14 protein-coding genes are annotated in these 13,936 nt (G+C 73.3%); 9 read left to right on the forward strand and 5 right to left on the reverse strand.

Annotated features, from left to right (window positions below; genetic code table 11):
• Positions 1–127 precede the first annotated feature (127 nt).
• The 7 genes from AC1UE4_RS16175 to AC1UE4_RS16205 are packed head-to-tail and all read left to right on the forward strand — an operon-like array spanning position 128 to position 8,267.
• Positions 128–841, forward strand: a complete 714-nt coding sequence (locus AC1UE4_RS16175) for a PEP-utilizing enzyme (protein WP_482918336.1) — start codon at positions 128–130, stop codon at positions 839–841.
• Complete coding sequence (locus AC1UE4_RS16180; RefSeq protein ID WP_482918337.1) at positions 841–2,403, forward strand: hypothetical protein; 1,563 nt, start codon at positions 841–843, stop codon at positions 2,401–2,403. The genes AC1UE4_RS16175 and AC1UE4_RS16180 overlap by 1 nt, the downstream gene beginning before the upstream one ends.
• Complete coding sequence (locus tag AC1UE4_RS16185) at positions 2,387–3,559, forward strand: acyl-CoA dehydrogenase family protein (RefSeq protein ID WP_482918338.1); 1,173 nt, start codon at positions 2,387–2,389, stop codon at positions 3,557–3,559. Before AC1UE4_RS16180 ends, AC1UE4_RS16185 begins: the two co-directional genes overlap by 17 nt.
• Positions 3,556–5,433, forward strand: a complete 1,878-nt coding sequence (locus AC1UE4_RS16190; protein WP_482918339.1) for a GAF domain-containing protein — start codon at positions 3,556–3,558, stop codon at positions 5,431–5,433. The genes AC1UE4_RS16185 and AC1UE4_RS16190 overlap by 4 nt, the downstream gene beginning before the upstream one ends.
• A complete protein-coding gene (locus AC1UE4_RS16195) occupies positions 5,430–6,950 on the forward strand; it encodes an acyl-CoA carboxylase subunit beta (RefSeq protein ID WP_482918340.1) in 1,521 nt (506 codons plus the stop codon). The genes AC1UE4_RS16190 and AC1UE4_RS16195 overlap by 4 nt, the downstream gene beginning before the upstream one ends.
• Positions 6,947–7,423: a MaoC family dehydratase gene (locus tag AC1UE4_RS16200; protein ID WP_482918341.1), complete on the forward strand. Its 477-nt coding sequence runs from the start codon at positions 6,947–6,949 to the stop codon at positions 7,421–7,423. Before AC1UE4_RS16195 ends, AC1UE4_RS16200 begins: the two co-directional genes overlap by 4 nt.
• The gene (locus AC1UE4_RS16205; RefSeq protein WP_482918342.1) at positions 7,416–8,267 is read left to right on the forward strand and encodes an HpcH/HpaI aldolase/citrate lyase family protein; all 852 of its coding nucleotides are present in this window, start codon (positions 7,416–7,418) and stop codon (positions 8,265–8,267) included. Before AC1UE4_RS16200 ends, AC1UE4_RS16205 begins: the two co-directional genes overlap by 8 nt.
• 10 nt (positions 8,268–8,277) lie before the next feature.
• Here the strand turns inward: AC1UE4_RS16205 and AC1UE4_RS16210 are convergent, their stop codons facing one another.
• Together AC1UE4_RS16210 and AC1UE4_RS16215 are read right to left on the reverse strand one after the other, a co-directional pair.
• Positions 8,278–9,327: a phosphotransferase family protein gene (locus AC1UE4_RS16210; RefSeq protein ID WP_482918343.1), complete on the reverse strand. Its 1,050-nt coding sequence runs from the start codon at positions 9,325–9,327 to the stop codon at positions 8,278–8,280.
• 98 nt (positions 9,328–9,425) lie between these two features.
• Complete coding sequence (locus AC1UE4_RS16215) at positions 9,426–9,719, reverse strand: hypothetical protein (protein WP_482918344.1); 294 nt, start codon at positions 9,717–9,719, stop codon at positions 9,426–9,428.
• A gap of 88 nt (positions 9,720–9,807) precedes the next feature.
• Here AC1UE4_RS16215 and AC1UE4_RS16220 point away from each other — a divergent pair, with 88 nt between their 5' ends.
• Positions 9,808–11,184 carry a hypothetical protein gene (locus AC1UE4_RS16220; RefSeq protein ID WP_482918345.1) on the forward strand — a complete coding sequence of 459 codons (1,377 nt, stop codon included), beginning with the start codon at positions 9,808–9,810 and terminating at the stop codon, positions 11,182–11,184.
• On the opposite strand, the gene AC1UE4_RS16225 is transcribed toward AC1UE4_RS16220, so the two are convergent.
• From AC1UE4_RS16225 to AC1UE4_RS16235, 3 genes are all read right to left on the reverse strand, one after another.
• Positions 11,141–11,551 carry a hypothetical protein gene (locus AC1UE4_RS16225; RefSeq protein WP_482918346.1) on the reverse strand — a complete coding sequence of 137 codons (411 nt, stop codon included), beginning with the start codon at positions 11,549–11,551 and terminating at the stop codon, positions 11,141–11,143. The genes AC1UE4_RS16220 and AC1UE4_RS16225 overlap by 44 nt on opposite strands.
• A gap of 31 nt (positions 11,552–11,582) precedes the next feature.
• Entirely contained in the window at positions 11,583–11,873 is a 291-nt protein-coding gene (locus tag AC1UE4_RS16230) for a DUF1905 domain-containing protein (RefSeq protein WP_482918347.1), read from the reverse strand.
• Between the two features lie 82 nt (positions 11,874–11,955).
• Positions 11,956–12,786: a PepSY domain-containing protein gene (locus tag AC1UE4_RS16235; RefSeq protein ID WP_482918348.1), complete on the reverse strand. Its 831-nt coding sequence runs from the start codon at positions 12,784–12,786 to the stop codon at positions 11,956–11,958.
• A 157-nt stretch (positions 12,787–12,943) separates the two neighbouring features.
• Between AC1UE4_RS16235 and AC1UE4_RS16240 the strand changes: the two genes are divergently transcribed.
• Positions 12,944–13,888 carry a VWA domain-containing protein gene (locus AC1UE4_RS16240; protein WP_482918349.1) on the forward strand — a complete coding sequence of 315 codons (945 nt, stop codon included), beginning with the start codon at positions 12,944–12,946 and terminating at the stop codon, positions 13,886–13,888.
• The last annotated feature ends 48 nt before the right edge of the window (positions 13,889–13,936 follow it).

Genomic DNA, 13,936 nt, shown 5'->3' on the forward strand with positions numbered 1-13,936 from the left:
CTTCCTCGGCACATCTCCAATGCCCATCGGGTGTTCGGCCGCATCTTCGACCGAACGGCTTGACGGATATCGCCCCGCGTCGTAGCGTCGCGCACCGAGGGTCTGCTCTGTGAGGAGGTGCGCGCGGATGTCGTTCGCGGGCTTGGAGGACAAGTACGAGGTCGAGGCGGCCACGCCGACCGTCCGCGCGTTCCACGCGGCGATCAGGGCGCGGGTCGCGGAACGCTTCGAGGCATCGGGGAAGCCGTGGGAGGAGTTCGTGCTGGATCCCCAGTACGACCTGGCCTTCGAGGACTTCGCGGCGATCGAGCAGCAGATGCTCGACACCGGCTACCGCTTCGACTTCAGCGCCCAGGCGTCGCTGACTGAGGAGCCGCACAAGTACAAGACGGTCGAGCGCGACGACGGCGACCGGCCCGAGACGATCGACGCGCCGCTGGCCGTCGGCAGCGGCGACAACGTCTACCGGACGAGCGAGGACGTCGTGGGCGTCGCCCGCGAGATCCAGACGCTCGAGGCGGTGATGGAGATGCTCACGAACGGCGTCCCCGAGAACACGATCGCCGTCATCGCCGACAGCGGCGGGACGCTGACCGCGCCGATCATGCAGGACTTCAAGGCGATGATCTGCCTCGAGGGCACGATCCGCAGCCACCTCGCGATCCTCTCCCGCGAGTTCGGCGTCCCGTGCCTCATGGCCGCCGAGGTCAAGGGCCTGCGCGACGGCGACCGCGTCCGCATCGAGACGACGAAGGCCGTCCGCGAGGTCACGCCCGAGGCGATGGCCGCCGCGGCGACGCTCTCCGGCGACGAGCGCGCCCAGATCTGGAGGATGCCCTGATGCCGACCCGGCACTCGTACGCGCAGCTGCTCGAGACGAACCAGCTCATCCGCCACTGCAGCGACATGTCGCTGTGGCTCTGCCGCTCGCGCACCGCCCAGGGCTCGAAGCTCTTCCCGGTCCCGGCCTACATGGTCCTGAGCTACCTCGAGTGCTTCTACCGCTACCCGGACCTCGTCCGCAAGGTGGACGCCGTCATGCCGGCCGAGGAGATCGGCGACCGGGCGCGCGAGACGATCACGACGCTGCAGGACGCGTCGCTCGGCTGGTGCCTGCCGAACTTCTACCTCCTCGGCCGCCAGCTGCTCATCGACATGGGCATGCTCCGCGCCACCGACTGCGTCGACGACACCGTCGCGGTCATGGACTTCTTCAAGCGCTTCCAGCTCGCCTACCACCGGGCGGACGGCCACCTGACGAAGGCGTCGGGCGGGCAGCGCGGGCCGATCCGCAGCGAGCGCACGATCCAGGCGTTCGACGCCGACCTCATCCCGATGAAGCGCGGTGACCGGCTGCACAAGGCGCTCGGCCAGTTCAACGCGACGATCTCGGGCTACGCGTTCCTCGCCAGCTGCGAGTGCCGCATCCAGATCCACCACGACGGCCCGTACAAGACGAACGACGGCGAGATGGTCGTCCGCCAGTACGCGTCGATCGGCGAGGGCGACTACCCGTGGCTCGACGGCGTCGCCGACGACATCGAGTTCCCGAACCTCGCGGTGCCGATGGTGCTCGGCGACACCCACGTCTACCTCATGGACGACTGGGGCAACTACGACACCAAGCCGGTCGCCGACCACGAGAACGTCATCCGCGCCGGCCTCTACACGTCGGACCACCTCTCGAACGGGTTCATCCCGGTCGCGATGGGGTCGGCCGAGGAGCTGGCGACGAAGCTCGAGGAGCTGCGCGACCAGTTCCACGAGGCGACGACGAAGCTGTGGGAGGTGTTCGCGGGCTACACGCGCGACCAGCTCCTCGACGCCGGCGCGCTCCTGTACTACGCGAACGTCCGCGACATCGCGAAGATCGCCGGCATCTACGACCAGGACGAGTTCTGGACGCTGGACGAGCGGACGCAGCGCTTCAAGGGGCTCATGAACGACGAGTACGGCCGCGACTCGCTGACCGAGCTCATCGCGCTGCTGACGCTGCCGTCCCAGCAGGTCAACGACTACACGCTCGGCCTGCACTCCGACCAGCCGGCGCAGATGTCGATGGGCATCCCGTACTCGGTGCTCTCCGACGACGAGTTCACGGAGACGCTCGGCGGCCGGGAGCACAAGCGCTGGTCGTCGCTGCCGAAGAAGACGGGCCGCTGGCAGACGACGCAGGGCAAGCTCACCCTGGAGGAGCTCAACCGCGCATCGCGCGAGGCACGCCTGGCGATCGAGGACCCGCGCCTGCGCTACCTCGACGACGCCTGGGTCAAGTACCACGCGAACGACCCGCGCGCCGACGAGCTCTACAAGCTCGCGCAGGAGCGCAGCTCGATCGCGGGGGCCGGGGCCGGCCTGCGGCGCGACGACGTGCGGGAGGCGGCACGTGCCGCTGCAGTCTGAGGCGGTCGTGGCTCCGGGCTTCGAGCTCGACGACGACCACCGCGACTTCCAGGCGGTGTGCCGGTCGTTCGTGCAGCGCGAGCTGAAGCCGCGCGTGCGCGAGGCGGAGGCGGCCGGCACGTTCCCCGCCGAGCTGTGGCCGGCGATGGCGAACGCGGGGCTGCTCGGCGTCGGGCATCCCGAGGAGCTCGGCGGGACGGGCGGCGGCGTGCTGGCGCTGACGATCCTGTCCGAGGAGCTCGCGCGGTCGAGCGGCGGGCTGGCGATCACCCCGCTCGTCAGCTCGTACATGGCCGCGCCGCACCTCGCGCGCTTCGGCACCGACGAGCAGAAGGAGCGCTGGCTGCGCCCGGTGCTCGCCGGGCAGGCGGTGGCGGCGATCGCCGTCACCGAGCCGGGCGCCGGGTCCGACGTGGCTGGCATCGCCGCGACGGCGCGGCGCGTCGACGGCGGCTGGGTCCTGAACGGCACGAAGATGTTCATCACGAACGCCGGCCTGGCCGACGTGATCATCGTCGCGGCGAAGACCGAGCCGGACTCGCGCCACCGCGGCATCACGACGTTCCTCGTCGAGCGCGGCCGGCCGGGGATGAGCATCAGCGCACCGCTGGAGAAGATGGGCTGGCACGCGTCCGACACGCGCGAGGTCGTCTTCGACGACTGCGCCGTGTCCGGCGACCGCGTGCTGGGCAGCGAGGGGCGCGGGTTCCACCAGATCATGGAGGCCTTCCAGGTCGAGCGCGTCGTGCTCGCCGGGATGGCGCTCGGCCTCGGCCAGGAGGCGATCGACGACGCGAAGGCGCACGTCCGCGACCGGCACGCGTTCGGGCAGCGGATCGGGGAGTTCCAGGTGCTGCGTCACCGGCTGGCGGGGATGCAGACCGAGCTCGATGCCGCCCGGCTTCTGACGTACCAAGCGGCGGCGCGCTTCGACGCGGGCCATCCCGAGGCCGCGACGAGCGTCGCGATGGCGAAGCTGCACGCGGCGCGGGTCGCGGGCCGGGTCGTCGACGAGGCGGTGCAGATCTTCGGCGGCTACGGCTTCATCGAGGAGACGCCGATCGCGATGCACTACCGCGACGCGCGCATCTTGCGCATCGGAGGCGGCACCGACGAGGTGCAGCTCGAGATCATCGCGAAGCGGATGGGCCTGTGAGCGCGCTGCTGGAGGGCCGCGCGCCCGCGCGGGCGCCGGAGAACGCCGGCCTCGTCCGCGCGGTCGCGTCGTTCGCGAAGGCGGCCGCGCCGCTGGTCCGCGCGGGCGAGCGCGACGAGCTGCTGCACGCCGCCGCCCGCGAGGTCGCCGCGCTCGTCGGCGTCGAGCGGTCGAGCATCTACCTGCGCGACGATGCGACGCAGCTGTTCCGCGGGTGCGTGGGGCGCTGCGGGGACTTGCGGCTCGACCGGAACCTGCGCCGCCTGCACGCCGGCGGGCCGGCGGACGGCGTGACGCAGGAGCTGGTCGAGACGCGCCGCCCGGTGATCGTCACGCGCGCGGTCGACGACCCGCGCACCGTGAAGTCGACCGTGCGGTTCTGGAAGATCAGGTCGCTCATGGCAGTGCCGATGGTGCTCGGCGACGAGGTCGTCGGGGTCATCGCGCTCGACGACGTCGACCGGCCGCACGCCTTCACGCAGGAAGACGGCGAGGTGGCGATGGCGTTCGGCGAGCTCATCGCGCTCGCCGTGGCCGACGCGCGCGAGCGCGCCGAGCTGCGCGCCGAGGCCGAGGCAGCGCAGCGCCAGCTCACCGCGCTGCGGCGCGCGGCCGCGGTCGACGAGCGCATCGGCGACCTCGTCCGCCAGGGCCACCCGCTGCCGGTGCTGCTGCGGACGCTGGCCGAGCTGCTCGGCAAGCCGTGCGCGGTCTTCGACGCCGACGGTGCCCGCGTCGCGTGCTCGTCGCCGCCCGGCCTGCGCGATCACGTCGTGCCGCGACTGCTCGATCCCGGGGTCGCCGGGCACCCGGCGGTGCGCGCCGCGCTCGCCGAGCACGACGGCAGCCGCGCGTTCGTCATCGGACCGCTGCCCGCGGGCGGCGTGCTGCACCGCCACGTCGTCGCGCCGGTCGTCGTCGACGACGACGTGTGGGGGCGGCTCGTCGTGATGGAGCACGGGCGGCGGTTCACGTCCGGCGACGTCGTGAGCGTGCGGCGCGCGGCGACGCTGCTCGCGATCCAGGTCGCCACCGAGCGCCGCGCCCACGAGGTCGACGCGCAGGCGAGCTCGGAGCTCTTCGCCGACGTGCTCGCCGGCGGGTCGGACCTCGCCGCCGTGCAGCGGCGGGCGGCGTCGCTCGGCGTCCGGCTCGACGTCCCGCGCGTCGTCGCGGTGCTCGCGCCGCGCGACCCGTCGGCGCAGGACCGTCCCGACGCGCGCGTCACCGCGACGGCGGTGGAGAGCGTCGCCGCCCTCGTCGTGCCCGTCGGCGAGGCGATCGTCGTCCTGGCCGACCTCCCGGACGGCGCCGACGAGGCGGCGTTCGTGGCAGGTCGCCGGGCGGCGCTCGAGGAGCTCCTGTCCGGGTTGGCGGGCGCGGAGCACCTCGTCGCCGGCGTCTCCCACGTCCGTGCCGGCGCGGAGGGCTACCGCACGGCGTTCGAGAAGGCCTGCCAGGTCGTCGAGTGCCTGCGGCGCTTCTCGCCATCCGGCGGCCCGGCGATCGTCGGCGCCGGCGAGCTCGGCCACGCGCTGCTGTTCCTCGCGACGGCGGACGCTCGGCTCGTGGCGCAGTTCGCCGAGGACACCTTCGGGCGGATGATCCGCGACCCGTCGCGGGCCGACCTGCTCGTGACGCTGCGCGTGTTCTTCGAGGGCATGGCGAGCGTGCGGCGGACGGCCGAGGCGTTCCGGCTGCACGAGAACACGATCCGCTACCGCCTGTCGCGGGTGGAGGAGCTGACCGGGCTGCCGGTCATGCACGACCCGCAGGCGCAGCTGCGCGCGCAGCTCGCGCTGCTGGTCCTCCGGCTGCAGGGGCGGCTCCCGGAGATCGACCCGGAGGACGTGGGGGACGGGGACGGCACGTGACGATCGCCCCGGGGAGATCGTCGCTGTCCGAGGAGGTCGCCGCCGCCCTCGCCGGCGGCGACCGCTCCCGTCTCGGGACGAAGCTCCCGGTGCGCGAGCGCATCGCGCTGCTCGTCGACGCCGGCTCCTTCGTCGAGGACGGGTTGCTCGCCACCGCGTGCGACGAGCGGCTGCCGGCCGACGCGGTCATCACGGGGTCGGCGACGGTGGGCGGCCGGCCGGTCGCGGTCATCGCGCACGACCCGACGGTGAAGGCCGGCTCGTGGGGGCGGCGGACGGTCGAGAAGCAGATCCGCATCCTCGAGCGCGCCGACCGCGACCTGCTGCCGGTCTTCTACCTCGTCGACTCGGCGGGCGGGCGGCTCACCGACCAGCTCGGGTTCCACCCCGGCCCGCGCGGCGCCGCGCGCATCTTCCACCTGCAGGTGCGGCTGTCGGGCCGGGTGCCGCAGCTGTGCTGCCTGTTCGGGCCGTCGGCCGCCGGCGGCGCGTACATGCCGGCGTTCTGCGACTGGGTCGCGATGGTCGACGGCAACGCGTCGATGTACCTCGCGTCGCCGCGGATCGCCGAGAAGGCGATCGGCGAGAAGGTGACGCTCGAGGAGATGGGCGGCGCGCGGATGCACACCGAGATCTCCGGCTGCGGCGACGAGCTGTGCCCCGACGACGCGACGGCGATCGCGAGCGCCAAGCGCGTCTTCTCCTACCTGCCGCGCTCGTACCGCGAGCGCCCCGCCGACGTGGTCGCGGTCGCGCCCGCCGAGCGGGGCTGGGAGGACGTGCTGCCCCCGAGCCTGCGGTCGGCGTACGACATCAAGCGCGTCGTCGAGCGCGTGGTCGACGGCGGCAGCTTCTGCGAGATCAAGGAGCGGTGGGCGGCGGAGATCGTCGTCGGCTTCGCGCGCCTCGACGGCCGCAGCGTCGGCATCGTCGCGAACCAGCCGCGTGTCAAGTCGGGCGTCATCGACGTCGACTCGGCCGACAAGGCCGCGCGGTTCATCTCGCTGTGCGACGCGTTCAACGTGCCGCTGCTCTTCCTCTGCGACGTGCCCGGCTTCATGATCGGCTCCGCCGTCGAGCGTCGCGGCATCATCCGCCACGGCGCGAAGATGGTGGCCGCCATGGCGAGCGCAGAGGTGCCAAGATTCTGCGTCGTGGTCCGCAAGGCCTTCGCCGCCGGCTACTACGCCATGTCGTGCCCGGGCTTCGAGCCGCGCGCGACGATCGCGCTGGACGGGGCGCAGATCGGCGCGATGGCCGGCGAGGCGGCGGTCAACGCGGTGTGGGCCAACCACATCGAGCGCATCGAGGACCCGGAGGAGCGCGAGGCGTTCGTCCGTGAGCGCCGCGACGCGATCGACGCCGAGCTCGACGCCGTGCGGCTGGCGAGCGAGCTGCTCATCGACGCGGTCATCGAGCCCGAGGAACTGCGCGGCGAGCTGGAGCGCCGCTTGGCCGACTGCCAGGGCTGGGAGCGCCGGCCCGCGGGCCGCCACCACGGGGCCTTCCCGGTATGACCGAGGCGCGGGCCGTCTCGGGCAAGTGGTTCGAGGAGCTCGACGAGGGCATGGTCGTCCGGCATGCGGTGACGCGGACGCTGACCGAGGCCGACAACACGTTCTTCTCGGCGCTGACGATGAACCCGCAGCCTCTGCACCTGGATGCGGACTTCGCGTCGCGCACGGAGTTCGGCGAGCGGCTCGTGAACAGCCTCTTCACGCTCGGCGTCCTCGTCGGGCTGACGGTGTACGAGATGACGCTCGGCACGACCGTCGCGAACCTCGGCTTCGGCCGCGTCGACTTCCCGAAGCCGCTGTTCCACGGCGACACGCTGCGGGCGGAGACGACCGTGCTGGAGGCGCGCGCGTCGCGGTCGCGGCCCGCTGCGGGCATCGCGCGCTTCGAGCACCGCGGGTTCAACCAGCACGGCGACCTCGTCGCCGTGTGCGAGCGCGCCGCGCTCATGCACCGGCGCCCGGGTGATGCGTAGCGTCCTCTTCGCCGGGGCCACGCGGCCCGACCTCGTGACCAAGATGCCGCGGTCGGGGCCCGACGCCGTCGTCGTCGACCTCGAGGATGCGGTGCCGCCGAGCCACAAGGCCGAGGCCCGCACGGCGGCGTACACCCTCGCCGGCGAGCTCGCGCGATCGCATCGGTCGCTCGGCGTGTTCGTGCGCGTCAACCAGGTCGGCTCGCCGTGGGTCGCCAAGGACATCGCGGCGGGGCTGAGCGGGAACCTGACCGGCGTCGTCGTCCCGAAGGTCGAGTCGGCGGACGAGGTCGACACCGTCCGCCACTGGCTGTCGGTGGCCGGGCTCGCCGGGCTGGACATCTTCGCCGGGATCGAGTCGGTGCGCGGCGTCGTCCGGGTGGACGAGATCCTCGCCAGCGGCGTGGCGGTGGCGTACTTCGGTGCGGAGGACTACATCGCGGACATGGGCGGCCGCCGGACCGCGGGCGGCGACGAGGTGCTCTACGCCCGGTCGCGAGTCGCCCTGTACGCGCGGCTCCACGGCGTCAAGGCCATCGACATCGTCACGCCCGACGTGCGGGACCCCAACGCGTTCCGCGCCGACGCCGAGCGGGGGCGGGACCTCGGCTACGACGGCAAGCTCTGTCTCCACCCCGCGCAGGTCGCGATCGCCAACGAGGTGTTCGGCGCGAGCGAGGAGGAGATCGACCGCGCGCAGCGCATCATCGCCGCGGCCGAGAAGGCGGCGGAGGAGGGTCGCGGCGCGATCGCGTTCGAGGGCTCGATGGTCGACGAGCCCGCCCTGCGCATGGCACGCGAGGTCCTCGGCCGCGCGCGCGACAAGCAGGGGGAGCGGTCCTAGGCCGGCACGCTCAGAGGCCGGCGCGCTGCGCCGCCTCGAGCGCGGCGTCGACGACGCGGTCGCGGGCTCCATCGAGCGTGTGCGCCTCGCGGCCGCCGTTCGCGGGGTTCGCTCGCCAGCGCTGGTGGACGCCCTCGACGATGACCGCGAGCTTCCAGCGGCTGAGGACGCTCCAGAACGGGAGGTGCTCGGTGCTGCGGCCGGTTCGTTCGACGTAGGCGTCGACGAGACGGCTGCGGGGCGGGAAGCCGCGGGCGAGCGAGACGGGCTCGGCGCCGGGCATCACCTCGTCCTCGGTCTCGGCCCACCACATGAGCATCCACGCGAGGTCCGCGATCGGATCGCCGAGCGTCGCGAGCTCCCAGTCGAGGACCGCGGCGATGGAGCCGTCGGGCGCGAGGACCACGTTCCAGATCGTGAAGTCGCCGTGGACGATCGTGACCTCGTCCTGCGGCGGGATCGCCCCCGCGAGGCGGACGGCGAGGCCGTCGACGCGTTCGTCGCGCACGCCCATCGCGCCCCACTGCCGCGTCCAGCGGCGGACCTGGCGGGCGGCGAAGTCATGCCCTCCGCGGCCGAGATCGCTCAGACCGGCGACGACCGGGTCGACGGCGTGCAGCCCCGCCAGGGTCCGGGCGAAGTCGAGGCCGGCTCTCGTGCGGGCCTCCTCGGTGAAGGCCCGCTCCGCCGTCTCGGGCGAGTCGGGCACGGTGCCGGCGATGCGCTCCATGACGAGGAACGGCGCGCCGGTGACCGCCGTGTCCGTGCAGAGGGCTCGCGGTCGCGGGACGGGCTGGCCGAGCGCGTGCAGCGCCTCGAGCAGCCGGTGCTCGCGCGCGACGTCGTGCGCGGACTCCGACAGCGCGCCCAGCGGCGGGCGGCGCAGGACGAGGTCGCGGCCGGCGGCGTCGGTGACGACGTAGGTGAGGTTCGACCGGCCGCGGCCGGCGACGGTCCACTCGAGCGGCGGGACGAGGCCGAGCGTCTCGCCGAGCCACTGCGTCACCCGGACGGTGTCGATGCCGGGCGGCGAGGCGCCGGGGCTCGCGGAGAGCGTCACCACCCGACCGTAGGACTGCCGCGCGCGCCCGGCAAGCCGGGTGCGCGCGGTGATTGGGAGGGCGCATAGGTGGGGTCAGACCCCATGCATGCGCGGTCCTACGCGGTCGCCGTCTCCGGCCGCTTGTTGAGCTCGTGGACCTCGAAGACCTCGGGGTCGCCGTGCTTGATGCCGACCTCGTCGAGCACCGGGTAGAGCCGCTCGGCGAAGGAGCGGAACTGGTCCTCGGAGTCCCAGATCTCGCTCACGCGCAGCTCGCCCTCCTTGCCGAACATGACGTGCATGTCCATGCCGGCGGGCGGCCAATCGCCGGCGCCCTCCATGCGGCGGCTCACCTCGTCGTACTGCTGGCGGGTCAGGCCCATCGGCTGGTGCCGAACCACCACGCTCATGGCGCTCCCTCCTGTTGGGTTCCCGCTGACCCTACGTCCGGTCCTCGCGCCATCGCGGGGGGTCTTCCTCCCGCTACCGTGCCGCCGCGTGTCCCCCCGTCTCGCTGCTCCCATCCTCGCCGTCGCGGTGCTGCTCGCCTGCGTCCCGTCCGCCTCGTCCGCCGTCCGCTTCGAGCGGATCGCCGGCGTTCCGTCCGCGGGCACGCCCGCGAAGCTCGACCGCGTCGGCATCCTGAAGGTGGGCTCCGCGCGGGCGCGCAACGTGCTCGTGCTGAACCCCGGCACGTCGGCGAGCGCCGCGTACTTCGCGCCGCTTGCGAAGGCGGTCGTCGCGCGCGATCCCTCCTGGCAGGTGTGGTCGGTCGAGCGGCGCGAGAACCTGCTCGAGGACCACTCGGTGCTCAACCAGGCGAAGGCGCGCAAGGCGGGCGCGCAGAAGCTGTTCGACTACTACCTCGGGTGGATCGGCGACAAGTCCGTCACGAAGCACGTGCGGCTGATCCCGGACGCCGAGGTCGCGTACGCGAAGAAGTGGGGGATGGCGGTCGAGGTCGGCGACCTGCACCGGGTCGTCGCGCGCGCGAAGCGGCTCGGCGGGAAGGTCGTCGTTGGCGGGCACTCGCTCGGCGGGACGATCACGACCGCGTACGGGACGTGGGACTTCGGCGGCCGGCCGGGCGCCCGGGGGCTCTCGGGGCTCGTGTTCATCGACGGCGCGAGCCGCATCGAGCCGATCACCGCCGACGACGCGCGCCAGCGGTTGGCCGATCTCGAGGGCGGTTCGCCGTGGCTGTCCTTCGGCGGCATCCCCGCACCGTTCACCGGCCTGTTCAACTCGACGGGTTCGCTGGGAGTGAAGCTCTCGCCGCATGCGCGGTCGCTCGGGCAGACGTCGGGCCTGCTGCCCGCGAACCTCGTGCCGCCGGTGCCCGTCACCAACGCGGGCCAGTACGGGTTCGCGCTGGACACGGCGACGTCGCCGTCGTCGCTGGCCGCCGCCCAGGCGCACCTCGGCAAGCTGCGCGCGTCCGGCGATCCGCGCGACTGGACGGACGCAGGTGAGCTCACGCCGCTGCAGCGCTTCGCGACGATGTTCTCCGGGTGGGGCCTGAAGGGCCTCGACGGCACCGCCTGGTACCACCCGCAGCGCCTGACCTACGACGCGGGAGCGGTCGCGAACGGCAACGCCAACGACGCGCAGAACGTGCTGGGCGTGCGCGCCACCCATGGCGCCGACCTGCCGAAGAACCTCCGGATGCTCGCCTTCGGCGCGTCGCTCGGCGGCACGCGGGTCCTCGACGCCACACGCGCCCTCGCCGCCCAGTCCGGCATCTCGCCGGGCCGGCTGGTGCTCGTCGACCGCCACACCACCTACGCGCACAACGACCCGAACTCCGCGGCGCCGGCGCGCAACGACTTCCTCAAGCGCCTAGTGCCGTTCCTCCGGCGCGTGGCGCGCGACTAGTCGCCGCCGCGGCGGCGCCGATCGCCGTCGACGCGGCGGCCACCGTGATGGCGAACCGTGCCCTGCGCTTGGGGAGGTCGTCGCGGGCGGCGAGCGTCGCGGCGAAGTCGGTCGCGTCGGCGACGACGTGCGCGAGCATCCACGCGCGCAGCTCGGCCGCCTCGCCGCGCGCGGCGGCCTGGACCGCCCCGGCGCCGAGCGCGAGGTCGCGCGCGCCCTGCGACCTGATCATCACCCGGGCGCCGGGCTTCTTCGCGGCGCGGCCGATCCAGCTCCAGCGCGCCTGCTCGGGCCGGACGAGGTTGCCGGCTCCGTAGACGATCCGGTTGGCGGCGAGGCCAACGGCGAGGACCTTGCTGACGTCCATGGCGTGGTCCTGCCCGGGTTCCTCACGGTCCTCACAGGGCGTCGGCCGCGAGTTGCACCTCGGCCTCGGCGCCATCGCCGAGGCCTTCGCGCGCCCGCACCGCCGCCCTCACCGGCAGCAGGTACGACTCATGCTTGCGGTCGTAGAAGAGCGACGTGCTCCAGCGGCTCCCGCCGATCGTCGCGACGACCCGGACCATCCCGAACGGCCGCACCGCCCCGGCCGTCCGCGCGCGCAGCTCGTCCGCGAGCTCGGCCGGGACGGTCACGAAGTGCCAACCCGCGTCGCCCGGATGGCGCCATACCTCCGCCGTGAACCGCATGACCGGCAGTTTGGCCGCTCAACCGGGCGGGCCGCCGGCTTCATCTCCGAAACCGGCGGCGGGCGGGGTGGGCCCGGGGGATCTAGCGCGTCGGGCGCGCGGCGTCGAACGCCGCCTTGACGTCGGCGGCGCTCTTGCCGAGCTCCTTCGCGACGGCGCCGAAGAACGCCGTCTCGCGCGCGGTGTGGTCGGCCTCGTGCTGCTGCCGGAGCTTCGTCAGGGCGGCCGTCACGTCGGCCTCGGACTGGGAGAGACCCTTCGCCAGGGCGCTGATGAGCGCCGTGTCGTTGAGCGGGCCGCCGCCGGGGCCGTGACCGCCGCGGCCGCCCCGGCCGGGCTGCGGGCGGTTGGCGTCGAGGATGCTCTGGACCTTCGCGGTCGACGCGCCCAGTGCCTTCGCGAGGTCGGCGGCGAGATCGCCGCGATCGCCGCGGTCCTTCGGATCGGTCGTGCCGCGGGCCGCGTCGACGGCGGACTGCAGCTTGGTCTCGGTCACGCCGAGCTTCTTCGCGACGGCCGACAGGTCCATCGGACCGTGGCCGCCGCGACCGCCCGGACCGCCGCGGCCGTCCTGCTCGTTCACCGCGGTGACTTCGAAGGACTTGTTGACCTTGACCTCGACCTCGGTGCCGTCGGCCTCGCGGATGTGGGCCTCGTAGACGCCGCCGTTGTCGCTCTCGACACGGAGCACCGTGCCGCTCACCTTCGCGAGTGCAGCCTCCTGGACCTTGGTCTTCGTCGTTCCGGTCAGCGGCTTCTCGCCGGCGCCGGGACCACCGGCGGCACGCTGCGCCGTCGTGCCCGACGAGGACGTCGACGGCTTGTCGGCCGCGCCGGCGACGGCGGTGCCGGCGATCGCGGCGGCCGCGGTCGCGGCGACGACGGTGAAGTGGTTGCGGGACAGCTTGGGCATGGAGGACCTCTCGGGTTGGACGTTGCCGTTGAGAGCAAGATCGGCGCAGCACCCGGGGGCGGCGTCGTGGGTTCCCGGGAGCGCTCTGAGACCGCGCGCCCGGGGACTCCCGGGCGCGGTGACGGGAAGGTGACGCGGCGGGTGCGACCGTCGTGGCATGACCTTCCAGACACCGTGGCTGCTCGCGCTGCTGCTCCTGGTGCCGGCCGGCGTGGCGCTCTACGTCCTGCACGAGCGCCGCGCCGCCCGCCGGCGCTCCTCCTTCGCCTCCTCCGCCCTGCTCGCCAACGTCCTCCCGCGGCGGGCGGGCTGGCGGCGGCATGCCCCGGTCGCGCTGCACGGCGTCGCGATCACCGCGCTGCTCGTCGCGATGGCGCGGCCGCAGGCGACGGTCGACGTGCCGGTCGAGCAGGCCAGCGTCGTCGTCGCGACCGACCGCTCCGGCTCGATGCTCGCCACCGACGTCGCGCCGTCGCGGCTGGAGGCCGCGCGCAAGGCGGCCGAGAGCTTCGTCGAGGCGGTGCCGAAGGACCTGCGCGTGGGAGCGATCGCGTTCAACCACGAGCCGACGGTGCTCCAGTCCCCGACGCGCGACCACGAGGCGGTGCTGAACGCGCTGCGGACGGTCAAGGCGGCGGGCACGACGGCGACGGGCGACGCGCTCGAGCAGGCGCTGAAGCTCATCCGGTCCGCGCGCACGGGCAAGTCGGCCAAGGCGCCCGCGGCGATCGTCCTGCTGTCGGACGGCAAGAGCGTCCGCGGCCGCGAGGTACTCGAGGTCGCGCGCGAGGCGAAGGCGGCGAAGGTGCCGGTCTACACCGTCTCCCTGGGCACCGCGAGCGGCACGATCGAGACGAAGGGCGTCACGCGCGAGGTCCCGCCGGATCCCGGGACGATGAAGCAGGTCGCGTCGATCACCGGCGGCAAGGCGTTCGCGGTGCAGGACGCGGGCGAGCTGAAGCAGATCTACGAGCGCCTCGGATCGCAGCTCGCGACCGAGCCGCGCAAGCAGGAGGTCACCGCGATGTTCGCCGGCGGCGCGTTCCTGCTGGTCATGCTCGGCGCCGGGATGTCGACGCGGTGGTTCGGCCGCCCGGTCTGAGCGCTCTCAGGAACCCCGAAGGAAGCGCTTACACCACGTTGAGGGCGG

The sequence above is a fragment of the Parviterribacter kavangonensis genome (genome assembly GCF_056863335.1).